At 44.6% G+C, this 24,178-nt stretch carries 22 protein-coding genes; 13 read left to right on the top strand and 9 right to left on the bottom strand.

Features of this window, described 5'->3' with window-relative positions; all coding sequences use genetic code 11:
* The first annotated feature begins 22 nt into the window (after window positions 1-22).
* On the top strand, window positions 23-550 hold the full coding sequence (ppa, locus tag JO943_RS17545) for an inorganic diphosphatase (RefSeq protein ID WP_004656389.1): 528 nt from the start codon (window positions 23-25) through the stop codon (window positions 548-550).
* Window positions 551-649: 99 nt separating this feature from the next.
* On the opposite strand, the gene JO943_RS17540 is transcribed toward ppa, so the two are convergent.
* The gene (locus JO943_RS17540; RefSeq protein ID WP_005226315.1) at window positions 650-1,927 is read right to left on the bottom strand and encodes an OprD family outer membrane porin; all 1,278 of its coding nucleotides are present in this window, start codon (window positions 1,925-1,927) and stop codon (window positions 650-652) included.
* 738 nt (window positions 1,928-2,665) lie between these two features.
* On the opposite strand from JO943_RS17540, the gene JO943_RS17535 reads away from it, so the two are divergent.
* Window positions 2,666-3,436, top strand: coding sequence for a TorF family putative porin (locus JO943_RS17535; protein ID WP_005226316.1), 771 nt, complete (start codon window positions 2,666-2,668; stop codon window positions 3,434-3,436).
* Between the two features lie 102 nt (window positions 3,437-3,538).
* Here JO943_RS17535 and JO943_RS17530 read toward each other — a convergent pair whose 3' ends face one another.
* The 3 genes from JO943_RS17530 to JO943_RS17520 form a co-directional block, all read right to left on the bottom strand.
* Window positions 3,539-4,303: a sulfite exporter TauE/SafE family protein gene (locus tag JO943_RS17530; RefSeq protein WP_005226317.1), complete on the bottom strand. Its 765-nt coding sequence runs from the start codon at window positions 4,301-4,303 to the stop codon at window positions 3,539-3,541.
* 174 nt (window positions 4,304-4,477) lie between these two features.
* Entirely contained in the window at window positions 4,478-5,965 is a 1,488-nt protein-coding gene (locus JO943_RS17525; protein WP_202741426.1) for a YifB family Mg chelatase-like AAA ATPase, read from the bottom strand.
* Between the two features lie 69 nt (window positions 5,966-6,034).
* Window positions 6,035-6,262 carry an accessory factor UbiK family protein gene (locus JO943_RS17520; RefSeq protein WP_005226325.1) on the bottom strand — a complete coding sequence of 76 codons (228 nt, stop codon included), beginning with the start codon at window positions 6,260-6,262 and terminating at the stop codon, window positions 6,035-6,037.
* Window positions 6,263-6,537: 275 nt separating this feature from the next.
* Between JO943_RS17520 and glnK the strand changes: the two genes are divergently transcribed.
* The 7 genes from glnK to JO943_RS17485 all read left to right on the top strand — a co-directional run bounded on the left by glnK (window position 6,538) and on the right by JO943_RS17485 (window position 13,386).
* A complete protein-coding gene (gene glnK / locus JO943_RS17515; protein WP_004656379.1) occupies window positions 6,538-6,876 on the top strand; it encodes a P-II family nitrogen regulator in 339 nt (112 codons plus the stop codon).
* Window positions 6,877-6,945: 69 nt separating this feature from the next.
* Entirely contained in the window at window positions 6,946-8,355 is a 1,410-nt protein-coding gene (locus JO943_RS17510) for an ammonium transporter (protein ID WP_009508419.1), read from the top strand.
* A gap of 124 nt (window positions 8,356-8,479) precedes the next feature.
* Window positions 8,480-8,944: a transcriptional regulator NrdR gene (nrdR, locus tag JO943_RS17505; protein ID WP_005226327.1), complete on the top strand. Its 465-nt coding sequence runs from the start codon at window positions 8,480-8,482 to the stop codon at window positions 8,942-8,944.
* A gap of 12 nt (window positions 8,945-8,956) precedes the next feature.
* Entirely contained in the window at window positions 8,957-10,057 is a 1,101-nt protein-coding gene (gene ribD / locus JO943_RS17500; RefSeq protein ID WP_199950281.1) for a bifunctional diaminohydroxyphosphoribosylaminopyrimidine deaminase/5-amino-6-(5-phosphoribosylamino)uracil reductase RibD, read from the top strand.
* The gene (locus JO943_RS17495; protein WP_004773949.1) at window positions 10,054-11,346 is read left to right on the top strand and encodes a DNA adenine methylase; all 1,293 of its coding nucleotides are present in this window, start codon (window positions 10,054-10,056) and stop codon (window positions 11,344-11,346) included. The genes ribD and JO943_RS17495 overlap by 4 nt, the downstream gene beginning before the upstream one ends.
* 380 nt (window positions 11,347-11,726) lie before the next feature.
* The gene (locus JO943_RS17490; protein WP_202741411.1) at window positions 11,727-12,566 is read left to right on the top strand and encodes an MIP/aquaporin family protein; all 840 of its coding nucleotides are present in this window, start codon (window positions 11,727-11,729) and stop codon (window positions 12,564-12,566) included.
* A 160-nt stretch (window positions 12,567-12,726) separates the two neighbouring features.
* Complete coding sequence (locus JO943_RS17485; RefSeq protein ID WP_005226330.1) at window positions 12,727-13,386, top strand: riboflavin synthase; 660 nt, start codon at window positions 12,727-12,729, stop codon at window positions 13,384-13,386.
* Between the two features lie 41 nt (window positions 13,387-13,427).
* On the opposite strand, the gene JO943_RS17480 is transcribed toward JO943_RS17485, so the two are convergent.
* Genes JO943_RS17480 through JO943_RS17470 form a run of 3 tightly spaced genes read right to left on the bottom strand, consistent with a single transcriptional unit; the run spans window position 13,428 to window position 15,938 of the window.
* Complete coding sequence (locus JO943_RS17480) at window positions 13,428-14,054, bottom strand: hypothetical protein (protein ID WP_032871241.1); 627 nt, start codon at window positions 14,052-14,054, stop codon at window positions 13,428-13,430.
* A gap of 35 nt (window positions 14,055-14,089) precedes the next feature.
* Window positions 14,090-14,497: a DNA polymerase III subunit chi gene (locus JO943_RS17475; RefSeq protein WP_005281060.1), complete on the bottom strand. Its 408-nt coding sequence runs from the start codon at window positions 14,495-14,497 to the stop codon at window positions 14,090-14,092.
* Complete coding sequence (locus JO943_RS17470) at window positions 14,490-15,938, bottom strand: leucyl aminopeptidase (protein WP_202741410.1); 1,449 nt, start codon at window positions 15,936-15,938, stop codon at window positions 14,490-14,492. The genes JO943_RS17475 and JO943_RS17470 overlap by 8 nt, the downstream gene beginning before the upstream one ends.
* Before the next feature lie 153 nt (window positions 15,939-16,091).
* On the opposite strand from JO943_RS17470, the gene lptF reads away from it, so the two are divergent.
* From lptF to JO943_RS17450, 4 genes are all read left to right on the top strand, one after another.
* On the top strand, window positions 16,092-17,192 hold the full coding sequence (gene lptF, locus JO943_RS17465; protein WP_202741409.1) for an LPS export ABC transporter permease LptF: 1,101 nt from the start codon (window positions 16,092-16,094) through the stop codon (window positions 17,190-17,192).
* Window positions 17,192-18,262, top strand: a complete 1,071-nt coding sequence (lptG, locus tag JO943_RS17460; protein WP_005281054.1) for an LPS export ABC transporter permease LptG — start codon at window positions 17,192-17,194, stop codon at window positions 18,260-18,262. The genes lptF and lptG overlap by 1 nt, the downstream gene beginning before the upstream one ends.
* A gap of 122 nt (window positions 18,263-18,384) precedes the next feature.
* Window positions 18,385-19,929, top strand: a complete 1,545-nt coding sequence (gene gpmI / locus JO943_RS17455; RefSeq protein WP_150957105.1) for a 2,3-bisphosphoglycerate-independent phosphoglycerate mutase — start codon at window positions 18,385-18,387, stop codon at window positions 19,927-19,929.
* A gap of 9 nt (window positions 19,930-19,938) precedes the next feature.
* The gene (locus tag JO943_RS17450) at window positions 19,939-21,111 is read left to right on the top strand and encodes a S41 family peptidase (protein WP_032876010.1); all 1,173 of its coding nucleotides are present in this window, start codon (window positions 19,939-19,941) and stop codon (window positions 21,109-21,111) included.
* Window positions 21,112-21,151: 40 nt separating this feature from the next.
* Here the strand turns inward: JO943_RS17450 and JO943_RS17445 are convergent, their stop codons facing one another.
* Together JO943_RS17445 and JO943_RS17440 are read right to left on the bottom strand one after the other, a co-directional pair.
* Window positions 21,152-22,588, bottom strand: coding sequence for a sigma-54-dependent transcriptional regulator (locus JO943_RS17445; protein WP_202741408.1), 1,437 nt, complete (start codon window positions 22,586-22,588; stop codon window positions 21,152-21,154).
* A gap of 18 nt (window positions 22,589-22,606) precedes the next feature.
* Entirely contained in the window at window positions 22,607-24,175 is a 1,569-nt protein-coding gene (locus tag JO943_RS17440; protein ID WP_202741407.1) for a sensor histidine kinase, read from the bottom strand.
* Window positions 24,176-24,178: the final 3 nt, after the last annotated feature.

Here is a 24,178-nt window from a genome sequence, read left to right as displayed (position 1 = left end):
CACAATATAAACGAGTGTTGATATGAGTTATAGCAATATTCCTGCGGGTAAAGACGCACCAAATGACATCTATGTCATTATCGAAATTCCTGCAAATGCAGCCCCAATCAAATACGAAATCGATAAAGATTCAGATGCGTTATTTGTAGACCGTTTCATGGGTACAGCAATGTTCTACCCAGCAAACTACGGTTATGTACCAAATACCTTGTCTGAAGATGGTGACCCATTAGACGTACTTGTTGTAACTCCACATCCTGTTGCTGCGGGTTCTGTGATTCGTTGCCGTCCTGTGGGCAAATTAAAAATGGAAGATGATGGTGGTATCGATGCGAAATTGATCGCTGTTCCACACGAAAAATTATCTCCACTTTATAAAGATGTTCAAGAATATACGGATCTTCCGCCATTGTTGATCAGCCAAGTTGAGCACTTCTTTGCCCACTATAAAGATTTAGAGCCTGGTAAGTGGGTAAAAATCAGTGGTTGGGAAGGTGCTGACGTTGCTAAAGCTGAAGTACTTAAAGCAATCGAAGCGGCTAAAAAGTAACTTTGAAATGCTGGGCCAGGTTTTAAATTTTTAAAAGCTGGTCATAAAAAAACTCCATTCATTTGAATGGAGTTTTTTTATTGCTTGATCGACTGTGAATTAGAATAATTTCACAGGAATATCAAGCCAGATACGCCATTCGTTGGTGTCACCAATGTAGGCATTTGTTTGATATTCATCACTTGCACGGTAATACGAGTGACGTAAACGTAAGCTCGCATCTTTAGCAAAACCAGATTGAACTGTGTATTTCACTTGGTTAAAGAATTCACGTTCATGTGCATTATCAGTCAAATTCTTGACTTTGATATCCCAACCATAGACGTAGGCAGTGGTCCAGCTTAAGCCTGGTACGCCATAGCCACCAAAGTCGACGTTATATTGCAACTGTGCAGATTTTTCGCTGTTACCAATAAAGTCAGACAAGTAAGAGTTTGGTAAATAGATACTTTGAGCGCCATCAGCGTTCTCGCCGTAATCATAACCGGTATTACCATTGTTCTGCTGGTAAGCCAGCATCACGCTGTGTGGACCCGTATTATAGGTCGTAGAAAGCGCCCAAATGGTATTTTTACGATTAGACAAGTCATCAGTGGTACTTGAATAAGTGCTCGCTTTTTCATCCCATTTGGTATGGTAAGCACTTAAGTCATAAGTCAGCGCACTACCTTCTTGATTCAAGGGTTGTTTGTAGTTGGCATTGACATAATGACGATCGAGTTTATCCTTGCTGTCCAAGCCAAAGTAAGATGCACTCAAGTTATCATCAAATTTGTATTTTGCACCCCAAACCACGGCACGATCAAGTTTGCGGCCATCAGTATTGATCTGATCAGAGTACTGGTCTTTAGTGAATTTACCCGCAGTTAACTCTAATCCGTTAATTTCACGGCTAGTAGCCAAGACACCTTCAAAATATTCCGGTACTAAACGTGCAGTATTACTTGCTAAAACAGGAATATCGAGAACTTGTGTACCATAAGTCACAGTCGTATTCGAAATACGAGCTTTAACAAAACCGCCGCCACGTGCCCAATGATCATAAGCAGAACCATCTGGGTGTTTCGGAATCATGCCGTTACCAGCATTATTGTTTGAGCCTAACTTAAAAGAGCCATCGCCGATCACACCAGCGCCAAAGCCAACTAAACCTTGAGTAAAACCAGTTTCCAGTTTCACCATTGCCGTCTGAGCATATGAGCTAGTGTCTTCGACACCATTCTTTTTGTCACGATTTAAATAACCAGTACGGAATAAAATATCCCCTTTGGCATCTTCAACAAGTCCTTTTGCTTCGCTTTGTTCGCTTGCATATGTTGAGGTAATTAACGCGGCATTAATCAAAACCGCTAAAGTAAGTTTCTTTGCCTTTGGCATAGCTCGCCTCATTAGAAATAATAAATTTGGGATAAGACCGAAATTTTGATCAATTGTATAAGTTATGCATAAAAAAGATAGATTTTTATTAAAAAATTTTAATTATTTTTAAATAAAATACTTATAAAATTTTATGATTTATTTCTTGTTTAAAAAATACACATTATAAATTTAAGCTCATGATTTTAAATAATAATATTATTTATTTTGGATATAAAATAATCTGGTTATTTTTTGTTTGGTTTGAATGAAACTATGTGATTTATTGAGGTAATTTTTCTTTTATTTTAAATATTTATTTTTTCTTTGTTTAAAAATTATTCAGCTTGATTTGCAAAAAATGACATCCCGACGAATGGCAATGACTGTCCGTTCTAAAACTTACAAAAGTTCAGGCAGATTTAAGTTTTTAACTATGCACTTTTATGGGACAACGCCTATTTTTATAACGGAATGCCTATATTTTAAGCAAGTCAGATGTTTTTGCAGTTCAAGATATGCCACTTTTTTGTGCGAAAAATAATCTTAAATGGATGAATGCATCTTAATAGTTCAAAAACTCAATGGATTACTGTAAGCGACTCACTTGGAGAGCGTAAAAATCTAAGTCAAGAGAGGTTATTGGATAAAACCAAGTTGAATAGGGGCTTAAATGGAGTTGGCACAGCAATTGCTACTGACTGTGCGATGCAATTTAAAACTTAAATCAGTCGAATATCCATCATGGGGGAGATCAAGATGATGAAATTTGCATGTAAAGCGATCGCGTTGAGTATTTTTGCTGTCACTTCAACTTTTGCGATGGCAGAAGAGACCAATACCTTATCTCAATACGGCCTGAGTTTTTCAGGAACGGCTGCGTTAACGACAGATTATCGTTATCGTGGTATTACTCAAACCCAATCTGATCCGGCGGTACAGGGCGGTTTTGCATTAACGCATTCATCTGGTCTTTATGCGGGGGTATGGGGCTCAAATGTTAATTTCGGTGGCGCTGATCCACATCTCGAGTTAGACCCTTATGTCGGCTATGCGACTGAGCTACCATTTGCAGGTAAGCCGACTTTAGATGTTGGTTTATGGTATTACGGTTATCCAAGTGCATCTGACCTGAACTGGTTAGAACTCTACGCAAAACTGGGCTTTAAAAATGTATTGGCCTCTGGAGACAGTTTACTGGGGAGTTTGAACTATACCAATGATTTTGCAGGTACAGATGAGAATGGCTGGTATGTGAATGCTACCTATAACATTCCGTTTGCGGATACTGGCTTTGGTGGAGTGGCAAGTGTCGGCTATACCAAAGTAGATAACTATGACTTCAGTGATACCGGTGGTGAAGACGATAATTATGTCGACTGGAAAGTGGGTGTGACCTATAGCGTCAAATCCGTGTCTGGCCTGACTGCTGAACTGGCTGCAGTAGGCACTAATATTGATGCAGATTTCCAACCGTATAAACGTGGTACAGAAACAGGTGCAGTATTTACCTTGACCAAAGCTTTCTAAGCTTGCTTGGATAAACAAAAAGCCAGCTCTATTGCTGGCTTTTTATATGGAAAGATATTCGTTTGAGAGAGCGTTCAAATCAAATAATGACTTGCGATAGATTCAGACTATAGATAATCCCATCCTGACAATCAGAAAGACTAACAGGAACAGAAAAAATATCCGGATAAACTGACTACCATAGCGCAGCGCCAGAAATACACCAACGAAGGCGCCCAAGACATTACAGACTGCAATCATTAAGCCGATTTCCCACAGCACATGACCTGTAGGAATAAAGAATAAAAGTGCTGAACTAAAGGTGCCAATGTTCACAATTTTGGCTGATGCAGAGGCGTTGAGAAAATCAAAGCCAAAGCCTTTGACAAACAAGAACAACAGGAAGCTGCCACTCCCTGGCCCAAATACACCGTCATAGAATCCAATGAGTCCACCAAAAAAGATTCCTAGAGCAATTTCTTTGGCTCCACAGTTCACATAGCGGCTATGGGTGCCTAAGTCCTTCTTGAGAAAGGTATAAACCGCCATAAAGATGAGCAAAAACAACACAAGATAGCTCATCAATTGCTTGGGAATATGTGCAATAGTCATTGCACCCATAAAGGCAAAGATAAAGGCTGATAGCATGGTCGGGATGAGCAACTTCCAGACCAATTGAATTTTATTCACATATCTAAAAATAGAAGAAACAGTACCTGCCCATACCGCCAGTTTATTGGTGCCCAAAACGGTGGTCATGCTGTGCTGGGGTAAAGCATGTAATAGCGCAGGGATTTGAACTAAACCCCCACCACCTACTGCGGCGTCAATCAGACCACCACAGAAGGCAAACAATCCTAAGCTAATTAGCACCGTGTCGTAGGTCATAATCGCCAGTCCGAGAGAAAGTTGTTTAGGGAGGAATGATCAGATTGCTTGTCTGGAATATTGATCTCGCTTGGTGGCGATGATTCCATCTTCTAGTGTTTATTTTTAAAATCATGCTTCACAAAAGTACCCGCACTTTGATGGATACTTTTGTTGGGGTGTCCAAAGAAAAACTTAGCTCTGATTGCCCCGATAGGACAGCGCTTCGGTTAAATGACTGCTTGAGATCAGATCACTTTCGGCTAAGTCCGCAATGGTGCGTGCAACACGCAATACCCGATGATAGGCACGTGCAGACAGGTTAAGGCGTTGCTGCGCCATCTCAATAATTTTGGTCGAACTGTCATCTAACAGTGCATATTGTTCCAGTAACTTCGGTGACAAAGCCTGATTTAAGCATTGCTGTCTTTGGATCTGTTTTTGGTAGGCAGTAATCACACGCTGCCGGACACTGGCAGAATTCTCGGTTGGCGTACGGTCTTGTAGTTCCTGAGCTTGTAACGGCGGTACATCAATATGTAAATCAATACGATCCAGCAATGGGCCAGAGATCCGGTTTTGATAGCGTTGAATACTTTCCGGGGAACATTGGCACCGGCTGTCCTGATTGAAGGCATAACCACATGGGCAAGGATTCATGGCTGCAATAAACTGGAAATTCGCAGGAAAGGTCATTTGCCGTGCCGCACGAGAAATCACGATTTCCTTGGATTCCAACGGTTGACGTAATACTTCCAGCACCTTGCGGTCAAATTCAGGTAATTCATCTAAAAATAAAACACCCAGATGCGCTAAGGTGATTTCACCTGGCTTGGGTTGGGAACCGCCACCGACTAGCGCAATGGCTGAAGCGGTATGGTGGGGTGCTCTAAATGGACGCTGGCCAAAACTGTGCGGGGCATTGGCCACTGAATAAATACTGGCGACTTCAAGATTTTCTTGTGCATTGAGCGGCGGTAAAATTGAAGGCAGGCGAGATGCCAATAAGGTTTTACCTGTGCCGGGTGGGCCTTTAAATAATAAAGAATGTCCGCCCGCAGCGGCAATTTCCAGCGCTCGGCGTGGGCGCAACTGTCCTTTTACATCGGCCAGATCAAATGCATAGGCAGATGTGGCTGAGTTTGGCCGTTGTGGTGCAGCTACCAGCTGGGCATTGCCCGAAAAATGTGCACACACCTCTTGTAAATGTTGCGCGGCATAGACTTCAAAATCGGGAAGCTGGCTTGCTTCATCCAGATTACCACAGGGCAGCAGCAAACGATGTCGGGCCTGCTGGCAGGCCATGGCGATGGTTAATGCCCCTGAAATGGGACGTAAATGTCCATCCAGCGCCAGTTCCCCTATAAATTCAAAGCCTTCGGTACTGTGTTCCGGTAATTGTCCAGAAGCAATCAGAATCCCCAAAGCAATCGGCAGATCCAGCCGGGAACCATCTTTAGGTAAATCGGCGGGTGCCAGATTGATGGTTAAGCGCTTGGTGGGAAATTGAAAACCGCTATTGATGATGGCTGAACGTACACGATCTTTACTTTCACGCACTGCAGCTTCCGGCAAACCCACAATGGTTAAGGAAGGAAGCCCGGCACTGATATGTACTTCAACTTCAATTTGCGGGGCATGTAGTCCTAATAGCCCTCTGGTGTAGATCTTGGCAAAAGACATCTTATTATTGTTCCATTGTGGTGCTTTATTTTTAATCATTGAAGGGTGCAAAATGCACCGAGTTGGTGCTTATTTTTTGTTCTGAATGACGTCTTCAAGTGTTTTCATTTGTTGCTGGAGTTCAGTCAGGCGTTGATTGGCAAGCTCAAGTGCCGTTCTTTGACGATCAAGTTCTTGTTTTGAAACGAGATCCAGTTTTTCGATGCTCTCATTTAACAAGGCGCGCAGATTTTTCTCTAAATCTTTTTTGGGTTGATCGACTTGCTGCAAAATAGCCTGTAAAAGCGTTTCAATCATAAGGGGCTCAATCAGTTATGTATGTTTGCTGCTCAGTGTATCACTGCTTGCCGCAATCCTCTAGCACAGTTCGGGCCAGAAGCGGATATGACTTAGCAATCCAGTTAAACAGCGGCAAATGATACTTATTTTCGATGGACGATCTACATCTTCAAGGCTAAATAGGTTATAAAGAAAGCTTATGTCCGATATTTAAAAACCCCCAACCTTTAAATATTGGCATGAAAATTGAACATAAAACCTTACTGGTGAAAATAAGCCGAAGGAAAACAAACATGAAGCTTGTAACTGCAATTGTAAAACCATTCAAACTGGATGATGTGCGTGAAGCACTTTCGGAGATTGGTGTTCAAGGGATTACCGTAACTGAAGTCAAAGGTTTCGGACGTCAAAAAGGTCACACAGAACTGTACCGTGGTGCAGAGTATGTTGTTGATTTCTTACCAAAAGTAAAAATTGAAATTGCAATTAGCGATGAAATGGTTGATGCCGTAATCGAGTCGATTACGCGTGTCGCAAGCACAGGCAAAATTGGTGATGGCAAAATTTTTGTGACCAATTTGGAGCAAGTGATCCGTATCCGTACGGGCGAGACTGGGCCAGATGCTGTGTAAGTTGGCACAAACTTTGCTGAGCTATTAAAAGTATAGCAATAGCTCGCGAAATCAGGTTGGGGGACACGAATGAAAAAAATGCTTATGGCGCTCAGTCTATCTGGCGCACTCTTAGGTGGTTCAGCGCTGGTTTGGGCAGAAGATGCTGCTTCAACACCTGTTACTGAACACGCTGTAGCGGTTGATACCACAACTGCATCAACAGATATTGTTGCAGCAGAAGCGCCAGCTCCTGTGGAAGCAACTCCCGCACCTGCTGCGGAAGCAAAGGTCGATACGGGTGATACTGCATGGGTGCTGGTTTCAACGGCTTTGGTGCTATTGATGACGATTCCCGGCTTAGCCTTGTTCTATGGGGGGATGGTGCGTAAGAAAAACGTTCTTAGCACCATGATGTTCAGCCTTTCTGCAGCGATTCTTGTGAGCTTGATCTGGGTGACCGTTGGTTACTCGCTGGCTTTCTCCGGTTCAGGGGCCTATGTCGGCGATCTCGCTAAAGCCATGCTGAATGGCGTAGCCTTCGATGCCTTGACGGGTACCATTCCAGAAAGCCTGTTCGTTATTTTCCAAATGACTTTTGCCATCATTACGGTTGCCATTATCAGTGGTTCAATCGCTGACCGTATGAAGTATTCTGCATTTATGGCGTTTATCGCAGTTTGGGTGATTCTGGTTTATGCACCGATTACACACTGGGTCTGGGCGGCAGATGGCTGGTTATTTAAAGCAGGCGCATTAGATTTTGCTGGTGGTACGGTTGTGCATATCAATGCCGGTGTTGCGGGTCTGGTTGCAGCGTATATGTTAGGCAAACGTACTGGTCTAGGCCGTGAGTCTATGGCGCCACATAACCTGACCTTAACCGTGATTGGTGCCAGCCTGATCTGGGTCGGCTGGTTCGGCTTCAACGGTGGTAGTGCTTTAGGTGCGGGTGCACGTGCAGGTATGGCGATTCTGGTGACACAAGTTGCTGCCGCAGCTGCTGCCTTCTCCTGGCTGATTGTTGAACGTGTGATTCGTGGTAAAGCTTCAGTATTGGGTGGTGCATCTGGTGCAGTTGCAGGATTAGTGGTGATTACACCTGCTGCTGGTTTCGTGGGTGTCGGTGGCGCATTAATCATGGGTCTCATCGGTGGTGTGGTCTGTTTCTGGGGAATCACCGCATTGAAACGCCTGCTTAAAGCGGATGATGCCTTGGATGCATTCGGTCTACATGCGGTAGGTGGTATTGTTGGTGCGATTCTGACAGGCATCTTCTATAGCGATGAGATCATCAAGGCTGCAAATGTGGCACTCGCGCCAACGTTTGCGGGTCAATTGTGGGTGCAAATTGAAGGTGTATTGGCAACTATGGCGTATAGTGCAATCGTGACCTTCATTATTCTGAAAGTGATTGATTTGGTGATCGGGATCCGTGTTAGCGCTGATGATGAACGTATGGGTCTTGACTTGAGTCAACATGGCGAACGTATTGAATAATACATACAAGATATGATGTAAAAACAGCCTCATGGGGCTGTTTTTTTATGCCCTCCGGGTGCTGGTTCTGCAATTGCAGAAACTTTGCTACACTTAGGCGAAGAGATTAAATAATCGCGCAACTATGCATTGTCCATTTTGTAACGCTGCTGATAGTAAAGTTATCGACTCCCGTCTGGCTGCTGAAGGGTGTCAGATTCGTCGTCGTCGTGAGTGCGTCATCTGTGGTGAGCGTTTTACCACATTTGAAAGTTATGATGTGGTGATGCCACGCGTCATTAAATCGGATGGTAAGAATGAGCCATTCGATGAGGCAAAATTACGTCGTTCATTGATGCATGCTTTACAGAAACGTCCTGTTACCCAAGAACAGATTGAAACAGTACTCAGTGACATTCAGTCGCATATTCGCCGTTTGGGTGAGCGGGATGTGAAGTCCAGAACCATTGGCGAAATCGTCATGCAGGCGCTGTTTGCACTGGATCATGTGGCCTATGTACGCTTTGCTTCGGTGTATCAGGATTTTCAGGATGTCGATGCTTTTCGTCAGCAGATTGAACAAATGCAACAACGCGAAAATGAAAACTAAATTAGAGAAACCATGTCTGAGTTAACCCAAGATCATTTATCCGAACAGCAGTACTGGATGCATCGTGCCATTGCACTGGCGCGACTTGGACAATATTCAACCAAGCCCAATCCAAATGTGGGTTGTGTCATTGTCAAAGATGGACAGCTGATTGGCGAAGGCTATCATCCTAGAGCAGGCCAGCCCCATGCAGAAGTTTTTGCCCTGCGTCAGGCGGGTGAACTTGCCAAAGATGCAACGGCTTATGTGACTTTGGAACCCTGTGCCCATTATGGTCGAACGCCACCTTGTGCTGAAGCATTGGTGAAAGCGCAAGTCAAGAAGGTGGTGGTGGCCTGCTCGGACCCCAATCCGCTGGTGGCTGGCAAAGGCGTGCAGATATTGCGGAATGCAGGCATCGAAGTTGAAACCGGGATTTGTGTCGAGGATGCCAAAACACTGAATCTCGGCTTTTTAAAAGCTATGTCGACCGGTATGCCTTATGTTCGTTTAAAAGTGGCCTCGAGTCTGGATGGTCGTACCGCCATGGCTTCGGGTGAATCGAAATGGATCACCGGCACTGCGGCGCGTCAGGATGTCCAGCATTGGCGTGCAATTTCAGGCGCCGTGATCACAGGCATCCAAACCGTGCTGGCAGATGATTGCGAGTTAAATGTCCGTACTTTGGCGGATGTTGATGTTTCGACAGTAGTACAGCCGAAACGAATCGTGCTAGATCGCCAAGGTCAGCTACCTTTGTCTGCCAAGATGTTGCAAAATCCTGAAACCGTAATGGTGATGACACCATTTCGTCAAGAACTTGCCGATTTAGGCGTGATACAATTGCCACCGCAACCTTTAAATCAATTATTGCAGACCTTATCTCAACAATATCAAATTTATGATGTATTGGTTGAGGCAGGTGCAACTTTATCCACCGCCTTTTTACAGCAAGGGTTGGTTGATGAAATGATTAGTTATGTTGCACCTACTTTACTTGGTCAATCTGCCCGTGCGATGTTCAATGCTGAATTGAGCAAAATGGCAGAACAACGACGATTTGAGTTGGTCGATGTAACCCAACTCGGGCAAGACATTCGCCTGAGATTGCTCCCTATCCAAGAGTTGATATGAATCCAGAACCATCGGTTTATCACAAACGTCGTCATGCGGCCCGTACGACTGACGAATATCTTTTTCATCAGTTAGTTCCTTATCTCGGGAATAAGCGTCGACTTCTACACCTGATTTTAGAAGCGCTTGAGATTACCGGCACACTGAATAGCAAGAAAAAGAATCCACCGATTTTTGCGGATTTTTTTGCAGGCAGTGGAGTGGTTTCACGTTTGGCCCGCCAGAATGGCTATCGTGTGATTGCCAACGACTGGGAGCCGTATAGCCATGCGCTGAATCATGCGATTCTGGCCTGTGTTGATGCACCCGCATTTAAAGAATTGGGGGGCTACCAAAAAGCCATCGATTATCTGAACCGCTTGCCTGAAGTTAAAGGCTGGGTCACACATAATCTATGCCCGCGCAATGATGATGTATATGATCCTGCCCGTGATCGTTTGTTCTTCAAACGCCGTAACGGTATGCGGATTGATGCGATTCGTCAGCAGATTGCAACTTGGCAAGCGCAAGGTGCAATTAATGATGTAGAGATGAGTGCTTTATTGGCACCGCTACTGTATTCAGCAAGTTTCGTCAGTAATACCAGTGGTGTCTTTAAAAGTTTCCATCAGGGCTGGGGTGGACGTACCCAAACCGCCTTGGAGCGGATTGAATCTTTATTGTGGCTGACACCGAGCCGCTTCTGTGAGATTGGTGATCCTAAGCGTCCTGCTGCTGAAATGTGGTGTGTGGATGCACAGCATCTTGCCAATCAAATGAGTGGTTTCGAAGTCGATGTGGCTTATCTGGATCCGCCTTATAACCAGCATGCCTATAGCAGTAACTATCACGTTCTCAATGCCTTGACCTTATGGGATCAGGTGGATTTACCGTCACCGGATACCAAAGGCTTTAAAAGCGGGATTGATCGGGCATGGCGTAAAGAGCGGCCAAGTCCTTATAACTCTTCTAAATATGCCAAAGAGGCTTATGAAAAGTTATTGGAAACCATCAATGCGCGTTACATTTTGACCAGTTACTCGACCGATGGCAATATCGAGCCAAAAGACTTGCTGACCGCCAATTTAAAGCGCGGTAAGGTGACTTTGCTGACTCAGGATGTACCACGCTATCGCGTGAGTAAACAGCGTCAGTCTGAACGGGCACGGGTTCTGGAATTTATCGTGATTACCGATACGCATGCCAAGTCAGGACCGCCGTTACGACAGTTGTTAGGGCAGTTATATCACTTCGCAGAACTGGGCGGAGTCGATACCACCGGGAACAGTACCCAACTGGCACTTTGGTAAAATACAGGACACCACTTTTAAAAGTGGTGTTTTTATATTCAGTTTCTTTGTTAAATCGGATAATTAGATAAATAAAATCGGTTTATATGATAAGTGTCTGTTTTTATGGTAAATATCTCGTATTTTTACTGGATTGGACTGTTGGGTTAGCGCTACTGCTAAAAAATGATCATGGTTATAAAAAATAAATAAAAACATGAGTTTGAGTTGTGTTTTAGTCTGCTTGTTAATTGGTTTTAGAGGTGTTTTTGAAGAAAAATCTTTTGACCAATCGTTTAAAAAATTACCAAACCATATTGACCGGTTTCAAAAATAAATATAGTTTGCCGAGCTTAATTTAGGGTCTTGCCTATTTGCAGCGATGACCAAGAGAGGTTGTTATGAGTCGCTCGGAACCCACCTTATTGGGGCAATGTGTAGCCGAATATTTTGCTACCGCAATTTTTTTATCGTTTGGTATTGGTGTGGTGGCTGCACTTAAGCTTGCAGGCGCAAGTTTAGGTCTGTGGGAAATCAGCATTGTATGGGGCTTGGCCGTTGCATTAGCTGTCTATTTGTCTGCAGGTATTTCAGGCGCTCATCTTAATCCTGCCGTGACCATCGCCCTGGCTTTATTTGCTGGCTTTGATAAACGTAAAGTTCCTTTTTATATCATTGCTCAAGTGGCAGGTGCTGCCACAGGGGCTTTGCTGGTCTATGGCTTATATAGTAATCTGTTTATAGATTACGAACAGACCCATCACATGGTACGGGGCAGTGTCGAAAGTCTGGAACTGGCTGGAATTTTCTCAACTTATCCGCATCACCTATTGTCGCTGGGTCAGGCTTTCATGGTGGAAATGTTTATTACCATGTTATTGCTGTGGCTGATTATGGCGATTGGCGATGACAGCAATGGTTTGCCGCGTGGTGCTTTGGCGCCGATTCTGGTGGGTTTACTGGTGGCTGTAATTGGTGCTTCTTTTGGCCCATTAACTGGCTTTGCCATGAATCCTGCACGTGATTTTGGCCCGAAAATCGTGGCTTATTTCTCAGGCTGGGGTCCTGTTGCCTTTACCGGCGGTCGTGATATCCCTTATTTCATCGTACCAATCATTGCACCAATCGTAGGGGCATGTTTAGGTGTGTTGGGCTATAAATTCTTCTTTAGCCATTTCCTGATCAAGAATCAGGTTGCAACCAAAGGCACAGCAGAACAGCAAGTCTCTGAAATGCAATAAATGCATCACTCAATAAATAATACCAAAAGGGCGCTCAGATGATCGCCCTTTTTGATTTGCGGGTATTTGCTTGGGAGATGCCTTGTTATCTCAGATTCTTTGCTTTAAGGTATCTGATTCACTGTGGCAGACACTGCAATAAAGATAGGTTGAAACTCCCATGTTTACAGGCATTATTGAAAGTTTAGGTAAGGTTCAGAGCCTACAAAGTGTAGGTGGTGATGTTCGTCTAACAATTCAGACGGATCTGGATATGTCTGATGTACATCTTGGGGATTCAATTGCCACCAATGGCATTTGCCTGACCGTGATAGAGTGGGGCGAGAACTGGTATGCGGCAGATGTTTCCCGCGAAAGTCTGAACCGTACCACACTCGGACAATGGAAAGTCGGTCAGGCGGTCAATGTTGAAAAAGCGATGTTACCGACCACACGTTTTGGCGGACACATTGTCAGTGGTCATGTCGATGGGTTGGGGGAAATTACCCTGGTGCGCGAAGACGCACGTTCTTTGTATTTTGAAGTGACTGCTCCGGTTGAGCTGGCAAAATATCTGGCTGAAAAAGGCTCGGTCACCGTCGACGGCATTAGCCTGACCATTAACCACTTACGTGGCAATATTCTGAGCCTGAATCTGATTCCACATACTGCTGAACGTACCAATATTGGCACTTGGCAGGTGGGAAGCAAAGTGAATCTGGAAGTGGATGTACTGGCACGTTATATCGAACGTTTGTTGCTCGGTGATAAGGCGGCTGAGCAGAAAACCGAATCGAATATCAGTATGGCGTTCTTGGCTGAAAACGGTTTTTTAAAATAAAAGATCAAGTATAAAAAGCCCAGTTTAAACTGGGCTTTTTATTATTTCTCGTCCGAGAACTCACTGTTCTTCAAAATATATTCAATTTCATCTTGTGCCAGTGCATGCAGCTTGGCGCGGAACACGGTCACTGCTTGCTCAATCAGGCCTTCAGCTTCAAGTTCAAGACGGACACGGACACTTTCCAGCTCAGACAGAATTTGCTGATCATCAATCGCGATGCGCTGACCGCGTGCATAATCAATGCTTGGCTGTTCCGGGTTGGTTTGGTAACGCTCGGTCTGTTGCGCAATTTCCTGATCGATATGACCACGTAAGGCAACTAGATTCTCGGTTTGCTGCTCAAACTGACGTGCTTCATCCGCTTGTAACTGGGCTGCATAGGCGGCTTCAGCTGCACGTTTTTCTGCCAGTGCTTTTTCTAATGCGAGCTGTTTACGAATACGTGCCTGTTCTAGCAATTCTGCTTTTAAATCGGCATAGGCTTGATCAATACGTTGTTGAGAACGCTGTTGGGCACTTTCCTCGTTCTGCGTCCAGGTTTGAATCGAAGTTTGTGGTAATAACAGATCACAGATACGTGCTAAATCTTCCTGATAGGTCTGACGAACCGCCTCAGGTGCATTTAACCAGCGTTTTTTAAAATCCTGACCTACATTTAATGCCACAAGACACTCCTAAAATGATGTTTTTTATCGCCAATTTATAATTTAAATGTACGAGGTTCTATGCCCAACCGTCGATACAGTTTAAATTTTTCCCGCCCAATCTGTTTCGCAGTTTCATTATTTTCAATAATTTCGATAATGTGGCGAAAATCTTGAGTTTGTTCAAGTGCATGATTGTTAAAATTAAACACGATCCAATCATTGGAGGGGGGTAAATCTTTTGAAATACACACTGGGCTGTGTGGCTGGTCAATCCCATGCGCAATGAAACTTTGTGGATCAAAGCTCCAGAGCAGTTCATCCAGTTCATTTTGCAAGTCTGGATCAGCACAGTACCACCAGATGTGGGGATGCTGATTCAGAATCTTGCGACACAAACGGCAAGCACTTTCGACTTGCCGTTCCTGACTGTTTTCAAAGAGATAAAAACTGATTTTAGCCATTCGCTTGAACACGATTTGTCAGGAATTGCATCAATAAAGGAACCGGGCGGCCGGTTGCACCTTTAGCGGTACCCGATAACCATGCCGTACCTGCCACATCAAGATGCGCCCAGCGATAGTCACGGGTAAAACGTTCAAGGAAGCAGGCTGCCGTGATGGCGCCACCGTATGGCCCACCAATATTGGCAATATCGGCAAAAGGTGAGTCGAGTAATTCTTGATACTCTTCCATAACTGGCATACGCCAGACACGGTCAAGTGACTGTTCGCCTGCCTGTTGCAAGTCTTGTGCAAGCTCATCATCTGGTGTGAATAAACCACTAACCACTTTACCCAGCGCAACCACACAGGCACCGGTCAGGGTGGCAATATCAATCACCAGAGCAGGGTTAAAGCGTTTGATATAGGTTAAGGTATCACACAGGACCAGACGGCCTTCTGCATCGGTATTTAGAATTTCTACAGTTTGACCGCTCATGGTCGTGACGATGTCACCAGGACGGGTGGCATGAGCAGATGGCATATTTTCTGCAGCGGCAATTGCACCCACCACATGAATAGGCAATTGGGCTTCACAGAGTGCCTGAATGGTGCCAAGAACCGAAGCTGCGCCGCACATATCAAATTTCATTTCATCCATGCCCAAGCCTGGTTTTAATGAAATACCGCCAGTATCAAAAGTCACACCTTTGCCGACCAGTACCACAGGCGCTTGATCAATCTGGGCATTGTATTCGAGGGTGACAATACGGCCTGGACGATCCGAACCTTTGCTTACGGCAAGGAAGGCATACATGCCCAGATCCGCCATTTGCTGCTCATCCAGTACAGTGACTTTTAATACGTCTGGATATTGCTTGGCTAGCGCAAGAGCCTGATCTGCAAGGTACTCAGGGAAACAGATATTTCCAGGACGGTTCCCCAGATCACGGGCAAAGTTTTGACCCGACTGAACCGCATGAATCAGCTTTAACTGTGCTTCATCTAATGTGGTCTGGCTGGCAATCAGGTGAATGGTATCTAATACAAACTCATTCTTTTTCGACTTAAACTCGTCATAACTATAAGCCGCTTGCGTAAGGCTCAAGACAAAGAGGGAGTGTAAATCGGCAGGCAATGCTGAAAGATCGATACTAATTTGTTTAAATTTATTTTGTGATGATTTGATAATGCTTTGTGCAAGTTTTGCTAATTTTGTCGCTTTAAGCTCGTCACTTTTGCCTAGCCCTAATAATTGCGCATTGGCTTGTACAGAGATATTGGCAAGCAGCGGCAAGTTGTCGTTAAAACCGGCTTTATATTGGCTTGCGTTAAGGATGTCATCTAGATGGTTGATTTGATAAGTATTTAAGTTCTGTTGTAATTGTTCTGAATCAACCAAAATCCACAAAGATTCGCTAGACGCCTGAGTTGGGAATGCGTTTTGAAGTGTAAATTTCATTGTTTATATAGAACCTAATGAGTAAAAAAGAAAGATAAGTCCATTAAACACTTTCAGATATGAGGTTGCAATCCGCAACAAGCGATAGGTTTTATATTTTTAACATTCGGGTAAACTAGCGTTACCTTCGATTGGTCTTTTGGAAGTATTACTTTGATTATTCGGCGTTATCTCGTCAAACAGGTGGTTTCGACATCTCTCGTCGTTATTGGTCTATTGACCATGATTATGATGGGTGGTCGTTTGATCAAGTATTTTGGCGTCGCAGCTCAAGGTCGTTTGGATGCGGGGATCTTATTTAGCATTATCGGCTATCGTTTACCTGAATTTTTAACACTGATCTTACCACTGGGGTTCTTTATTGCCTTGATGTTGGTATTCGGGCGTCTGTATGTCGACCACGAAATGGCGGTTTTAAATGGCAGTGGCGTCAGTCGCAATCAGTTGGCCCGATTACTGTTGCCGATGACCATGGTATATCTGGTGGTACAGACCTGCTTAATGGTCTGGATGGGGCCGTGGGGCTTACGCGAGTTTGAAAAACTGACCAGTACCCAGGCAGTACGGACCGGATTTGATCTGGTACGTCCGAAAGAGTTTATTTCTTCAGGGCCGTATACCATTTATGCGGGATCACTTTCAGAAGACCGCAAGAACTTAAAAGATATTTTCTTCTACCAGAAAGGCAATCAGGCAGATAAACCTGATGTCATGATTTTGGCCAAAGAAGCAACACGGGTTGAAGTGGCCAATGATACCGCCAATGTGGTCGATCTGGTTCAGGGCCGTCGTTACGAGATTTATCCGAATCAACCACGTTACACGCAGGCAGAATTCCAGTCTTATCGTTTACGTTTAGAAAATGACAAAGACGTAAAATTTGAGAGTGGTGATGTTGAAGCCTTGTCCATGTCCAAGTTATGGGAAAAACGTGATGATCCTGTCGTGCGTAGTGAACTGGGCTGGCGTGTGTTTGGCCCATTTGTGATTATCGTGGCTTTAATGCTGGCGGTCGCATTGTCTGAGGTGAGTCCGCGTCAAGGTCGTTACTATCGTTTGATTCCCGCGATCTTTATCTTTGCCAGCTTGATCGTATTATTGATTGCGATTAAGACCCGAATCAGTAAGGAAGAACTTGATATCTGGGCTTATCCAGTGGTTCTTCTTGTTTATGCCATTGCCGCAGCAGTTTTTGCGCGTAAACAAAAATTAGCACCAAAATTTAAGAGAAGTATTCAGCGAGTGGGGTTGTGATGTTAGCACGTCGAATAGTCGCCAAACATGTGACAAAAACCACGATCCTGGCCATGCTGGGCACGACGCTGGTGTTATCTTTCTTACAGGTTCTGTTTACCTACTTAGGTGAATTAGGCTCGCTCAAACCCGACTATAATGCCTGGCAGGCTTTCCTGTACGTGATGTGGGGAGCGCCGCATTATCTCTATGAAATCCTTCCTGTTGCCGCCTTGATTGGCTCGGTGCTGGGACTGGGTGCATTGGCTTCGAATAGTGAACTGATCGTGATGCGCTCGGTCGGGATTAGCTTATGGCGAATCGTTGGCTGGGTAATGCGTTCGGCACTGTTATTGATTGTATTGTCCTTTGTGCTGAGCGAATGGGTAATTCCTTATACCAATGAGCAGGCACAAAGCATCAAGAAACAACGTAGCGTGGCGGCGTTGGGTGAAGTCAAAGGCTACTGGACCCGTGAAGGGCAGCGTTTTATTTATATTGACTATGCCAACTCCAAAGGCCAGTTACGCAATATCCAGTCGATCGATTTTGATCAGGACTACCGTTTGCAGTCTTTTGTGAATGCAGAGAAGGGCCAGTTTGTTAAAGATGGCGAATGGACGCTAGAACAGTCACATCAGGTTGATTTACTGGCCCAAGGGAATGCCATTAAAACCGATCATGCACAGCAATCGCTGGGTTTGGCCTTGCAGCCTAAATATGTGCATATGGTCACCCTTGACCCGGAAGATTTGTCTCCAAGCCAGCTGATTAGTTTTATGCGTTATATGGATGAATATAGCCAAGTACCGAAAACTTATGAATTGGCCTTCTGGCAAAAAGTGACCTCGCCGTTTGCCTTGATTACGCTGGTGTTAATTGCCTGCTCGTTCATTTTTGGCCCGCTACGACAGCAGTCGATGGGCTTCCGGCTGGTGATTGCCTTATTTACCGGACTTGGCTTTTTCTACTTACAAGATTTCCTCGGCTATGCGAGTCTGGTTTATGCCCCTTCTCCAGCATGGTTTGTGCTGATGCCGGTGGTACTCATCTTTATGGTAGGCAGTTACTTACTTTATCGAGCAAGATAAAGGACTTTGATTCATGAGCGCTATCATCGCTATTGATGAAAGCCATGAGTGGGGTCATAGAGAAATACCTTAAACTTCGGTAAAATAGACCGAACAAATGATCGACAAATAGAGAGTCCATTATGACGGATGCAAATGCTGGCAAAATTCCTCACGTTCTCGTAATCATGGATGGCGTAGGACATCGTGAAGCAGTTGATGACAATGCCTTTCTGGCAGCAAAAACACCCAACCTCACGGCAATGAAAGCCAAGCATCCGAATAGTTTAATTTCTGGCTCCGGTGAAGATGTCGGTCTGCCTGATGGTCAAATGGGTAACTCTGAAGTCGGGCATATGAATCTGGGTGCAGGTCGTGTGTTGTATCAGGATTTCACCCGTATTACCAAAGATATTCGTACCGGTGCTTTTTTCGAGCATGAAGTTCTGGTGGATGCGGTTGAAAAGGCTAAAGCAGCCAATGGCGCCGTACACGTGATGGGCTTATTGTCGGAAGGCGGTGTACACTCGCATCAAGATCATATTGTCGCCATGTGCGAACTGGCGTTAAAACGCGGTGCAAAAGTGTATTTACACGCTTTTCTGGACGGCCGTGATACACCACCACGCAGTGCGCAACCATCATTAGAAAAACTGGATGCCTTGTTCGCACAATATCCAAATCAGGGTCGTATTGTGTCGATGATTGGCCGTTATTTCGCGATGGATCGTGACAACCGTTGGGATCGTGTGGAACAGGCATATCGTCTAATCACAGAAGGTGAAGCCGTACGTGTTGCCAATTCTGCGGTTGAAGGTTTGGAACAAGCCTATGCAGCCAATGAAAATGATGAGTTTGTTAAAGCCACGCGCATCGGTGATGTCACCAAAGTACAAGATGGCGACAGCATTGTATTCATGAACTTCCGTGCCGATCGTGCGCGTGAAATTACCCGTGCGTTTGTGGAAAAGGATTTTGCCGGTTTTGAACGTAAAGTGCTGCCGAATTTATCTAAATTCGTGATGTTGACCCGTTATCAGGCCAGCATTGATGCGCCGGTTGCATATATGCCAGAAGGGCTGAAAAACTCGATTGGTGAATACCTGTCTGATTTGGGCAAAACCCAATTGCGTATTGCTGAAACTGAAAAATATGCACATGTGACCTTCTTCTTTAGCGGTGGTCGCGAAGATGAATATCCGGGTGAGAAGCGTATCCTGATTCCATCACCGAATGTGGCCACCTATGATTTAAAGCCTGAAATGAGTGCTTATGAAGTGACCGATGAGTTGGTCAATGCCATCAATTCAGGTGAGTTTGACCTGTTGGTGGTGAACTATGCCAACGGCGATATGGTCGGGCATACCGGCGTTTTTGATGCGGCAGTAAAAGCGGTTGAAACGGTGGATACCTGCTTGGGTCGTGTTTACGATGCGGTCATGGCAAACAAAGGACACATGTTAATTACTGCGGATCATGGTAATGTAGAGCAAATGCAAGACTATGACAGTGGTCAGGTGCATACCCAGCATACCACTGAACTGGTGCCATTTATTTATGTTGGCCCGACGCAAGCAATTATTGCAGAAGGCGGAGTATTGGCTGATGTGGCGCCAACACTCCTGCATTTAATGCACATTCCTGTACCGCCAGAAATGCAGGGTAAGAACTTAATTACTTTAAAATAAGGTGAAGCAATGACCCAGCACAACAACATTTACCGAGCCTTATGTGCAAGTTTGTTGATGTGTTGGGGGCATAGTATTGATGCTGCACCCGTTACCCATGCATCGGGATGGACCGAAGACGCGCCGCGTACGGCGGAAGTCCCGATTGAATCGATTCAGCAATTTGTCCAGATTTACGGGATTGTGAAAGATAACTATGTCGATAAGAAGTCGGACGATGCGCTCTTTCAGCAATCAATCAAAGGACTGGTCAGTGGTCTGGACCGTTATTCCCGTTATCTGTCGGCAGAAGAATATCGTCAACTGATTCAATATACCGAAGGCGATCTGGCCTCGGTCGATTTTAATTTAAATTATGACGTACATGCTAAATCCTGGCAGATTCAGGATTTAAAAGCGGGTTCTGATTCGAGCAAGCTGGGTTTGCGCAATGGCCAAGCCATTATTAAAGTGGACAATCAGGAATTAAAAAATCTTAATCAGGATCAGGTACAAGGCCTGTTGTATGGCTCAATTGGCAGTACTGTGCAGATCCAGCCTGAAAATAATAACAGCACCACCATTCTGGTCCGGAACAAGAAAGTAGAAACCGATATTGAACCTGTTTTAATGCATAATCAGGTACTTGTACTTAAAATTAGAGTGTTTCAGCAAGACACTGCCAATGAAATTAAACGTTTAATCGAAGAATATAGCTCTAGCAAACTCAAGGCCGTGGTTCTGGATTTGCGTAATAATCCGGGGGGATTATTGTCTGCTGCGGTTGAGTCAGCGGATTTGTTCCTGAATCAGGGACTGATTGTGACTACCAAAAGCCGTTCTGAAGGTGATCAACAATTTCAGGCCCTACCTTCCTTTGAATTTCAAAATCTGAAACTCGGCATTTTAATTAATAAACGCTCCGCCTCGGCAGCAGAAGTGTTTACCGCGGCGCTGAAAGAACATAAGCGTGCCTGGGTCGTGGGGGAAAACAGTTATGGTAAAGGGGTGGTGCAGAAGCTGTTCCCGTTACCGAGTGGCGCTGCCTTGCAAATGACGGTCTCACATTACTACACCCCCAATGGCAACATGATTGAAGGGCAAGGCATTCAGCCGAACCAGATTTCGCCTTTGCCACCTGAAATGAAAGAAGATACCTACCTGGAACATGTCACTGATCTGGTGTTGAAAAGTAGATATTAAAAAATAAAGCCCCTTAACAAAGGGGCTTTATGATTAAAACTTATTCATCATCTTCGGTATCCAAACCGAATTTTTTCAGTCGATAGCGTAAAGAGCGGAAGGTCATTCCCAACTTTTTCGCCGCTAAAGTCCGGTTCCAGTGGGTAAGATTCAAGGCATTTAGCAGAATCTCTTTTTCGATATTCTCTAAATAGCGCTCCAAACCTTCTGGTGGAAGTTTTTTCGAACTCATTGTTGGACTGGCAGAATGTTGAGGCGTTTCGATTTCTTCTGCCGGTGCATTGGCAAATGCAGGCGTCGGATTTGCAATTGAGCTACGTAACGGCGCAGTTTGCAAGTGAGCCAGATCAATGGTTTCATCATCACTGAGTGTAATGGCACGTTCAATGATATTACGCAGTTCGCGCACATTGCCCGGGAAATATTGCTGTAACAAGAACTGCTCTGCACGAGAAGACAGTGTCTTCACCGACACTTCCCATTCCTGACTGATCTTTTGAATAAAGTGATTGGCCAGTAACAGAATATCCTGACCACGCTCACGTAATGGCGGTAACACTAGATCCATGACGTGAATACGGAAGAACAGGTCCTGACGGAAGCGGCCTTGCTGGACCAGCATTTCCAGATCCTGATGGCTGGCACTGATCACACGGAAATCGACATCAATCTCCTGATCTGAACCGACCGGACGAATTTTCTTTTCCTGCACCGCACGTAGTAATTTGACCTGCATATTTAACGGCAATTCAGCAATTTCATCCAGAAATAAACTACCGCCGTGTGCAGACAGAATTAAGCCTTGCTTGTCCTGTGTTGCGCCAGTGAAGCTACCTTTCTTGTGTCCAAATAACTCGCTTTCCATCAATTCGGTTGGAATGGCACCACAGTTAATGGCAATAAACGGCCCTTCGCTGCGGTTACTTAAACGATGTACCAGATTGGCTACGACTTCTTTGCCTGTACCTGATTCACCCGTAATGAACACAGGTGCCTGAGAGCGTGCAATTTTCTTTAAGGCAATGCGAAGTTGCTGGATCGGTGCTGAACGTCCAATCAGAAGCTTGTTTTCTAAAGCAGTTTCAGCAGCTTCCTGTTCTGGCTGAGGCCGGTTCAAAGCTTTCTGAATCAACTGATCCAGATGCATCTGGTTGACCGGTTTGCTGACAAAGTCAAAGGCACCTGCTTTAAGTGCTGCGATGGCGATGTCCATGTTGCCATAGGCAGTAAGCACTGCAATCGGCGTGTTAGGATAGTTTTGAGTGACATGTTTCACTAGGTCTAAACCATTCCCGTCCGGAAGATTTAAATCTGTTAAGCATGCATCGTACTGGAATTCAGTGAAGAATTTTTTTGCCTGTTCGACCCGATAAGCGATATGTGTTTTGATGCCCATCCGCGCAAGCGTCATCTGCATTAAAAGACATAAATCCTCTTCATCGTCTACGAGCAAGACGAGTGGTTGTTTTGTTGCCATTTCCCCGAAAAACCTAATCTAATCTATGAATTTTGAGCATTCCATCCTGAAACATGCTCCTTGTTGTCGCTCTATATAGGTGAGCTTTGCATGATTCGCCTCACAAAATGTATGAGACAAGTACAATCCTAAACCAGTTCCTTTAATTTCGGTACTAAAAAATGGTTTGAATAACTGAGAAATATCCCGTTTTGAGACACCCATCCCAAAATCGATGACATCAATACAGATTCGACCTTCTTTTTCATGAACATCCACTTCGATAAAGGGGGCATCGGTGGCGTTATGACGTAACGCATTCCGGATCAGATTAATCAGCACCTGACGTAATTGTTTTTCATCAAATACGATCGTCGTCTGTGCTGGTTGTTTTAACCGGATCATCTGTTTGGCATCAGCCAGATCTTCATTCAATAAACTGTCAAAGAACGAGGTGAGCTGGATGGGTTGGGCTTCGGTTGGCCGATTGCGAGCCATCGCCAAAGTATCTTGGACGATGCTATCAATACGTTTGGCTTGCTTGCTAATCATGCGTGACAGCATTTCTTGCTGATGTGCATCACTGTCTTTAAGTAACTCATTAGCCTGAACAATGGCGGCCAATGGATTGCGAATCTCATGGGCAATACTGGCAGAAAGTTGGCCTAATGCCGCCAGCTTGAGTTGTTGCACCTGCTGGGTCAGTTTCTGGGCATCTTTTAAGATCAGTAACACCAGCGCTTGTTCAGGAACGATCAGATGTTTAACCCGAACATGAACCGTATACGGGCTTTGTTGTGATTCAAAACTGAACTCTTCACCGTCTTTTAAATCACTAAACTTGATCAGTTCAAATAGATCCGGTTGTAATTTGATGAGTGGTGTTTTTTCAAGAGAAACAGGTAGATAAATTCCCAGTAAAGTGTTGGCTGCCGGATTGGTCAGGACAATATGGTTGCTTTCATCCAGGACCAGATAACCGTCTTCAATCTGCTCGAGAATATAACGGTTAATATTTTGCAGTTGATGGATTTCAATCGATTGATGGAAAGTGAGGGTTTCTAAAATCTTAAAACGTTGAACCGCAATTCGGCCAATCGCATGCACCACAAAAAATAAAAAGGCCAGAAAAACACTATTGCCGAGATGAGTTAAATTGATCGCATCAAAGAAATCACCCAAAAAGCGCTGGTAAACCACCATGATCACGGCAAATAGGGTGATGATCAGTGATAACTGTGAATTTAATAAAATAGCCGAGGAGAAAATAATGATGACATAAAGTAAGCTCAATTGCAGATTCGGCCCACCGGCTGAAAATGTGATTAAACTCAAGCAGATCACGTCAATCAGAAAAATCACAATCAACTGTCTGGACACCTGCACAGGGACCAGATGCAAGACAAAAAGCTGAATGATATTCAGCGTGATATACGCGATCAGGGTATAAAAATATAAGCTTGGATAAATATAATTACTGCTGAGTTGCTCGGCAGTGAGCAAATAAATCAGCAGCAGGCTAACGGCAATAATCAGCCGATAGCCGCTATACCAAACGCCCAGTCGATAGACGGTCTGAGAGACCGATGAAGCAATTTTCCCTAACATAGG

The sequence above is a fragment of the Acinetobacter sp. 'aerobic (ED)' genome, from assembly GCF_904886855.1.
In the GTDB taxonomy this organism is placed as follows: Bacteria; Pseudomonadota; Gammaproteobacteria; order Pseudomonadales; family Moraxellaceae; genus Acinetobacter; species Acinetobacter courvalinii.
This window is presented reverse-complemented; position numbering and strand designations above follow the sequence as displayed.

What these genes read in the sequence shown, in the direction of transcription:
- ppa (WP_004656389.1), top strand. Translation starts at nt 23, where the DNA reads ATGAGTTATAGCAATATTCCTGCGGGTAAAGACGCACCAAATGACATC.
- JO943_RS17540 (WP_005226315.1), bottom strand. Translation starts at nt 1,927, where the DNA reads ATGCCAAAGGCAAAGAAACTTACTTTAGCGGTTTTGATTAATGCCGCG.
- JO943_RS17535 (WP_005226316.1), top strand. Translation starts at nt 2,666, where the DNA reads ATGATGAAATTTGCATGTAAAGCGATCGCGTTGAGTATTTTTGCTGTC.
- JO943_RS17530 (WP_005226317.1), bottom strand. Translation starts at nt 4,303, where the DNA reads ATGACCTACGACACGGTGCTAATTAGCTTAGGATTGTTTGCCTTCTGT.
- JO943_RS17525 (WP_202741426.1), bottom strand. Translation starts at nt 5,965, where the DNA reads ATGTCTTTTGCCAAGATCTACACCAGAGGGCTATTAGGACTACATGCC.
- JO943_RS17520 (WP_005226325.1), bottom strand. Translation starts at nt 6,262, where the DNA reads ATGATTGAAACGCTTTTACAGGCTATTTTGCAGCAAGTCGATCAACCC.
- glnK (WP_004656379.1), top strand. Translation starts at nt 6,538, where the DNA reads ATGAAGCTTGTAACTGCAATTGTAAAACCATTCAAACTGGATGATGTG.
- JO943_RS17510 (WP_009508419.1), top strand. Translation starts at nt 6,946, where the DNA reads ATGAAAAAAATGCTTATGGCGCTCAGTCTATCTGGCGCACTCTTAGGT.
- nrdR (WP_005226327.1), top strand. Translation starts at nt 8,480, where the DNA reads ATGCATTGTCCATTTTGTAACGCTGCTGATAGTAAAGTTATCGACTCC.
- ribD (WP_199950281.1), top strand. Translation starts at nt 8,957, where the DNA reads ATGTCTGAGTTAACCCAAGATCATTTATCCGAACAGCAGTACTGGATG.
- JO943_RS17495 (WP_004773949.1), top strand. Translation starts at nt 10,054, where the DNA reads ATGAATCCAGAACCATCGGTTTATCACAAACGTCGTCATGCGGCCCGT.
- JO943_RS17490 (WP_202741411.1), top strand. Translation starts at nt 11,727, where the DNA reads ATGAGTCGCTCGGAACCCACCTTATTGGGGCAATGTGTAGCCGAATAT.
- JO943_RS17485 (WP_005226330.1), top strand. Translation starts at nt 12,727, where the DNA reads ATGTTTACAGGCATTATTGAAAGTTTAGGTAAGGTTCAGAGCCTACAA.
- JO943_RS17475 (WP_005281060.1), bottom strand. Translation starts at nt 14,497, where the DNA reads ATGGCTAAAATCAGTTTTTATCTCTTTGAAAACAGTCAGGAACGGCAA.
- JO943_RS17470 (WP_202741410.1), bottom strand. Translation starts at nt 15,938, where the DNA reads ATGAAATTTACACTTCAAAACGCATTCCCAACTCAGGCGTCTAGCGAA.
- lptG (WP_005281054.1), top strand. Translation starts at nt 17,192, where the DNA reads ATGTTAGCACGTCGAATAGTCGCCAAACATGTGACAAAAACCACGATC.
- gpmI (WP_150957105.1), top strand. Translation starts at nt 18,385, where the DNA reads ATGACGGATGCAAATGCTGGCAAAATTCCTCACGTTCTCGTAATCATG.
- JO943_RS17450 (WP_032876010.1), top strand. Translation starts at nt 19,939, where the DNA reads ATGACCCAGCACAACAACATTTACCGAGCCTTATGTGCAAGTTTGTTG.
- JO943_RS17445 (WP_202741408.1), bottom strand. Translation starts at nt 22,588, where the DNA reads ATGGCAACAAAACAACCACTCGTCTTGCTCGTAGACGATGAAGAGGAT.
- JO943_RS17440 (WP_202741407.1), bottom strand. Translation starts at nt 24,175, where the DNA reads ATGTTAGGGAAAATTGCTTCATCGGTCTCTCAGACCGTCTATCGACTG.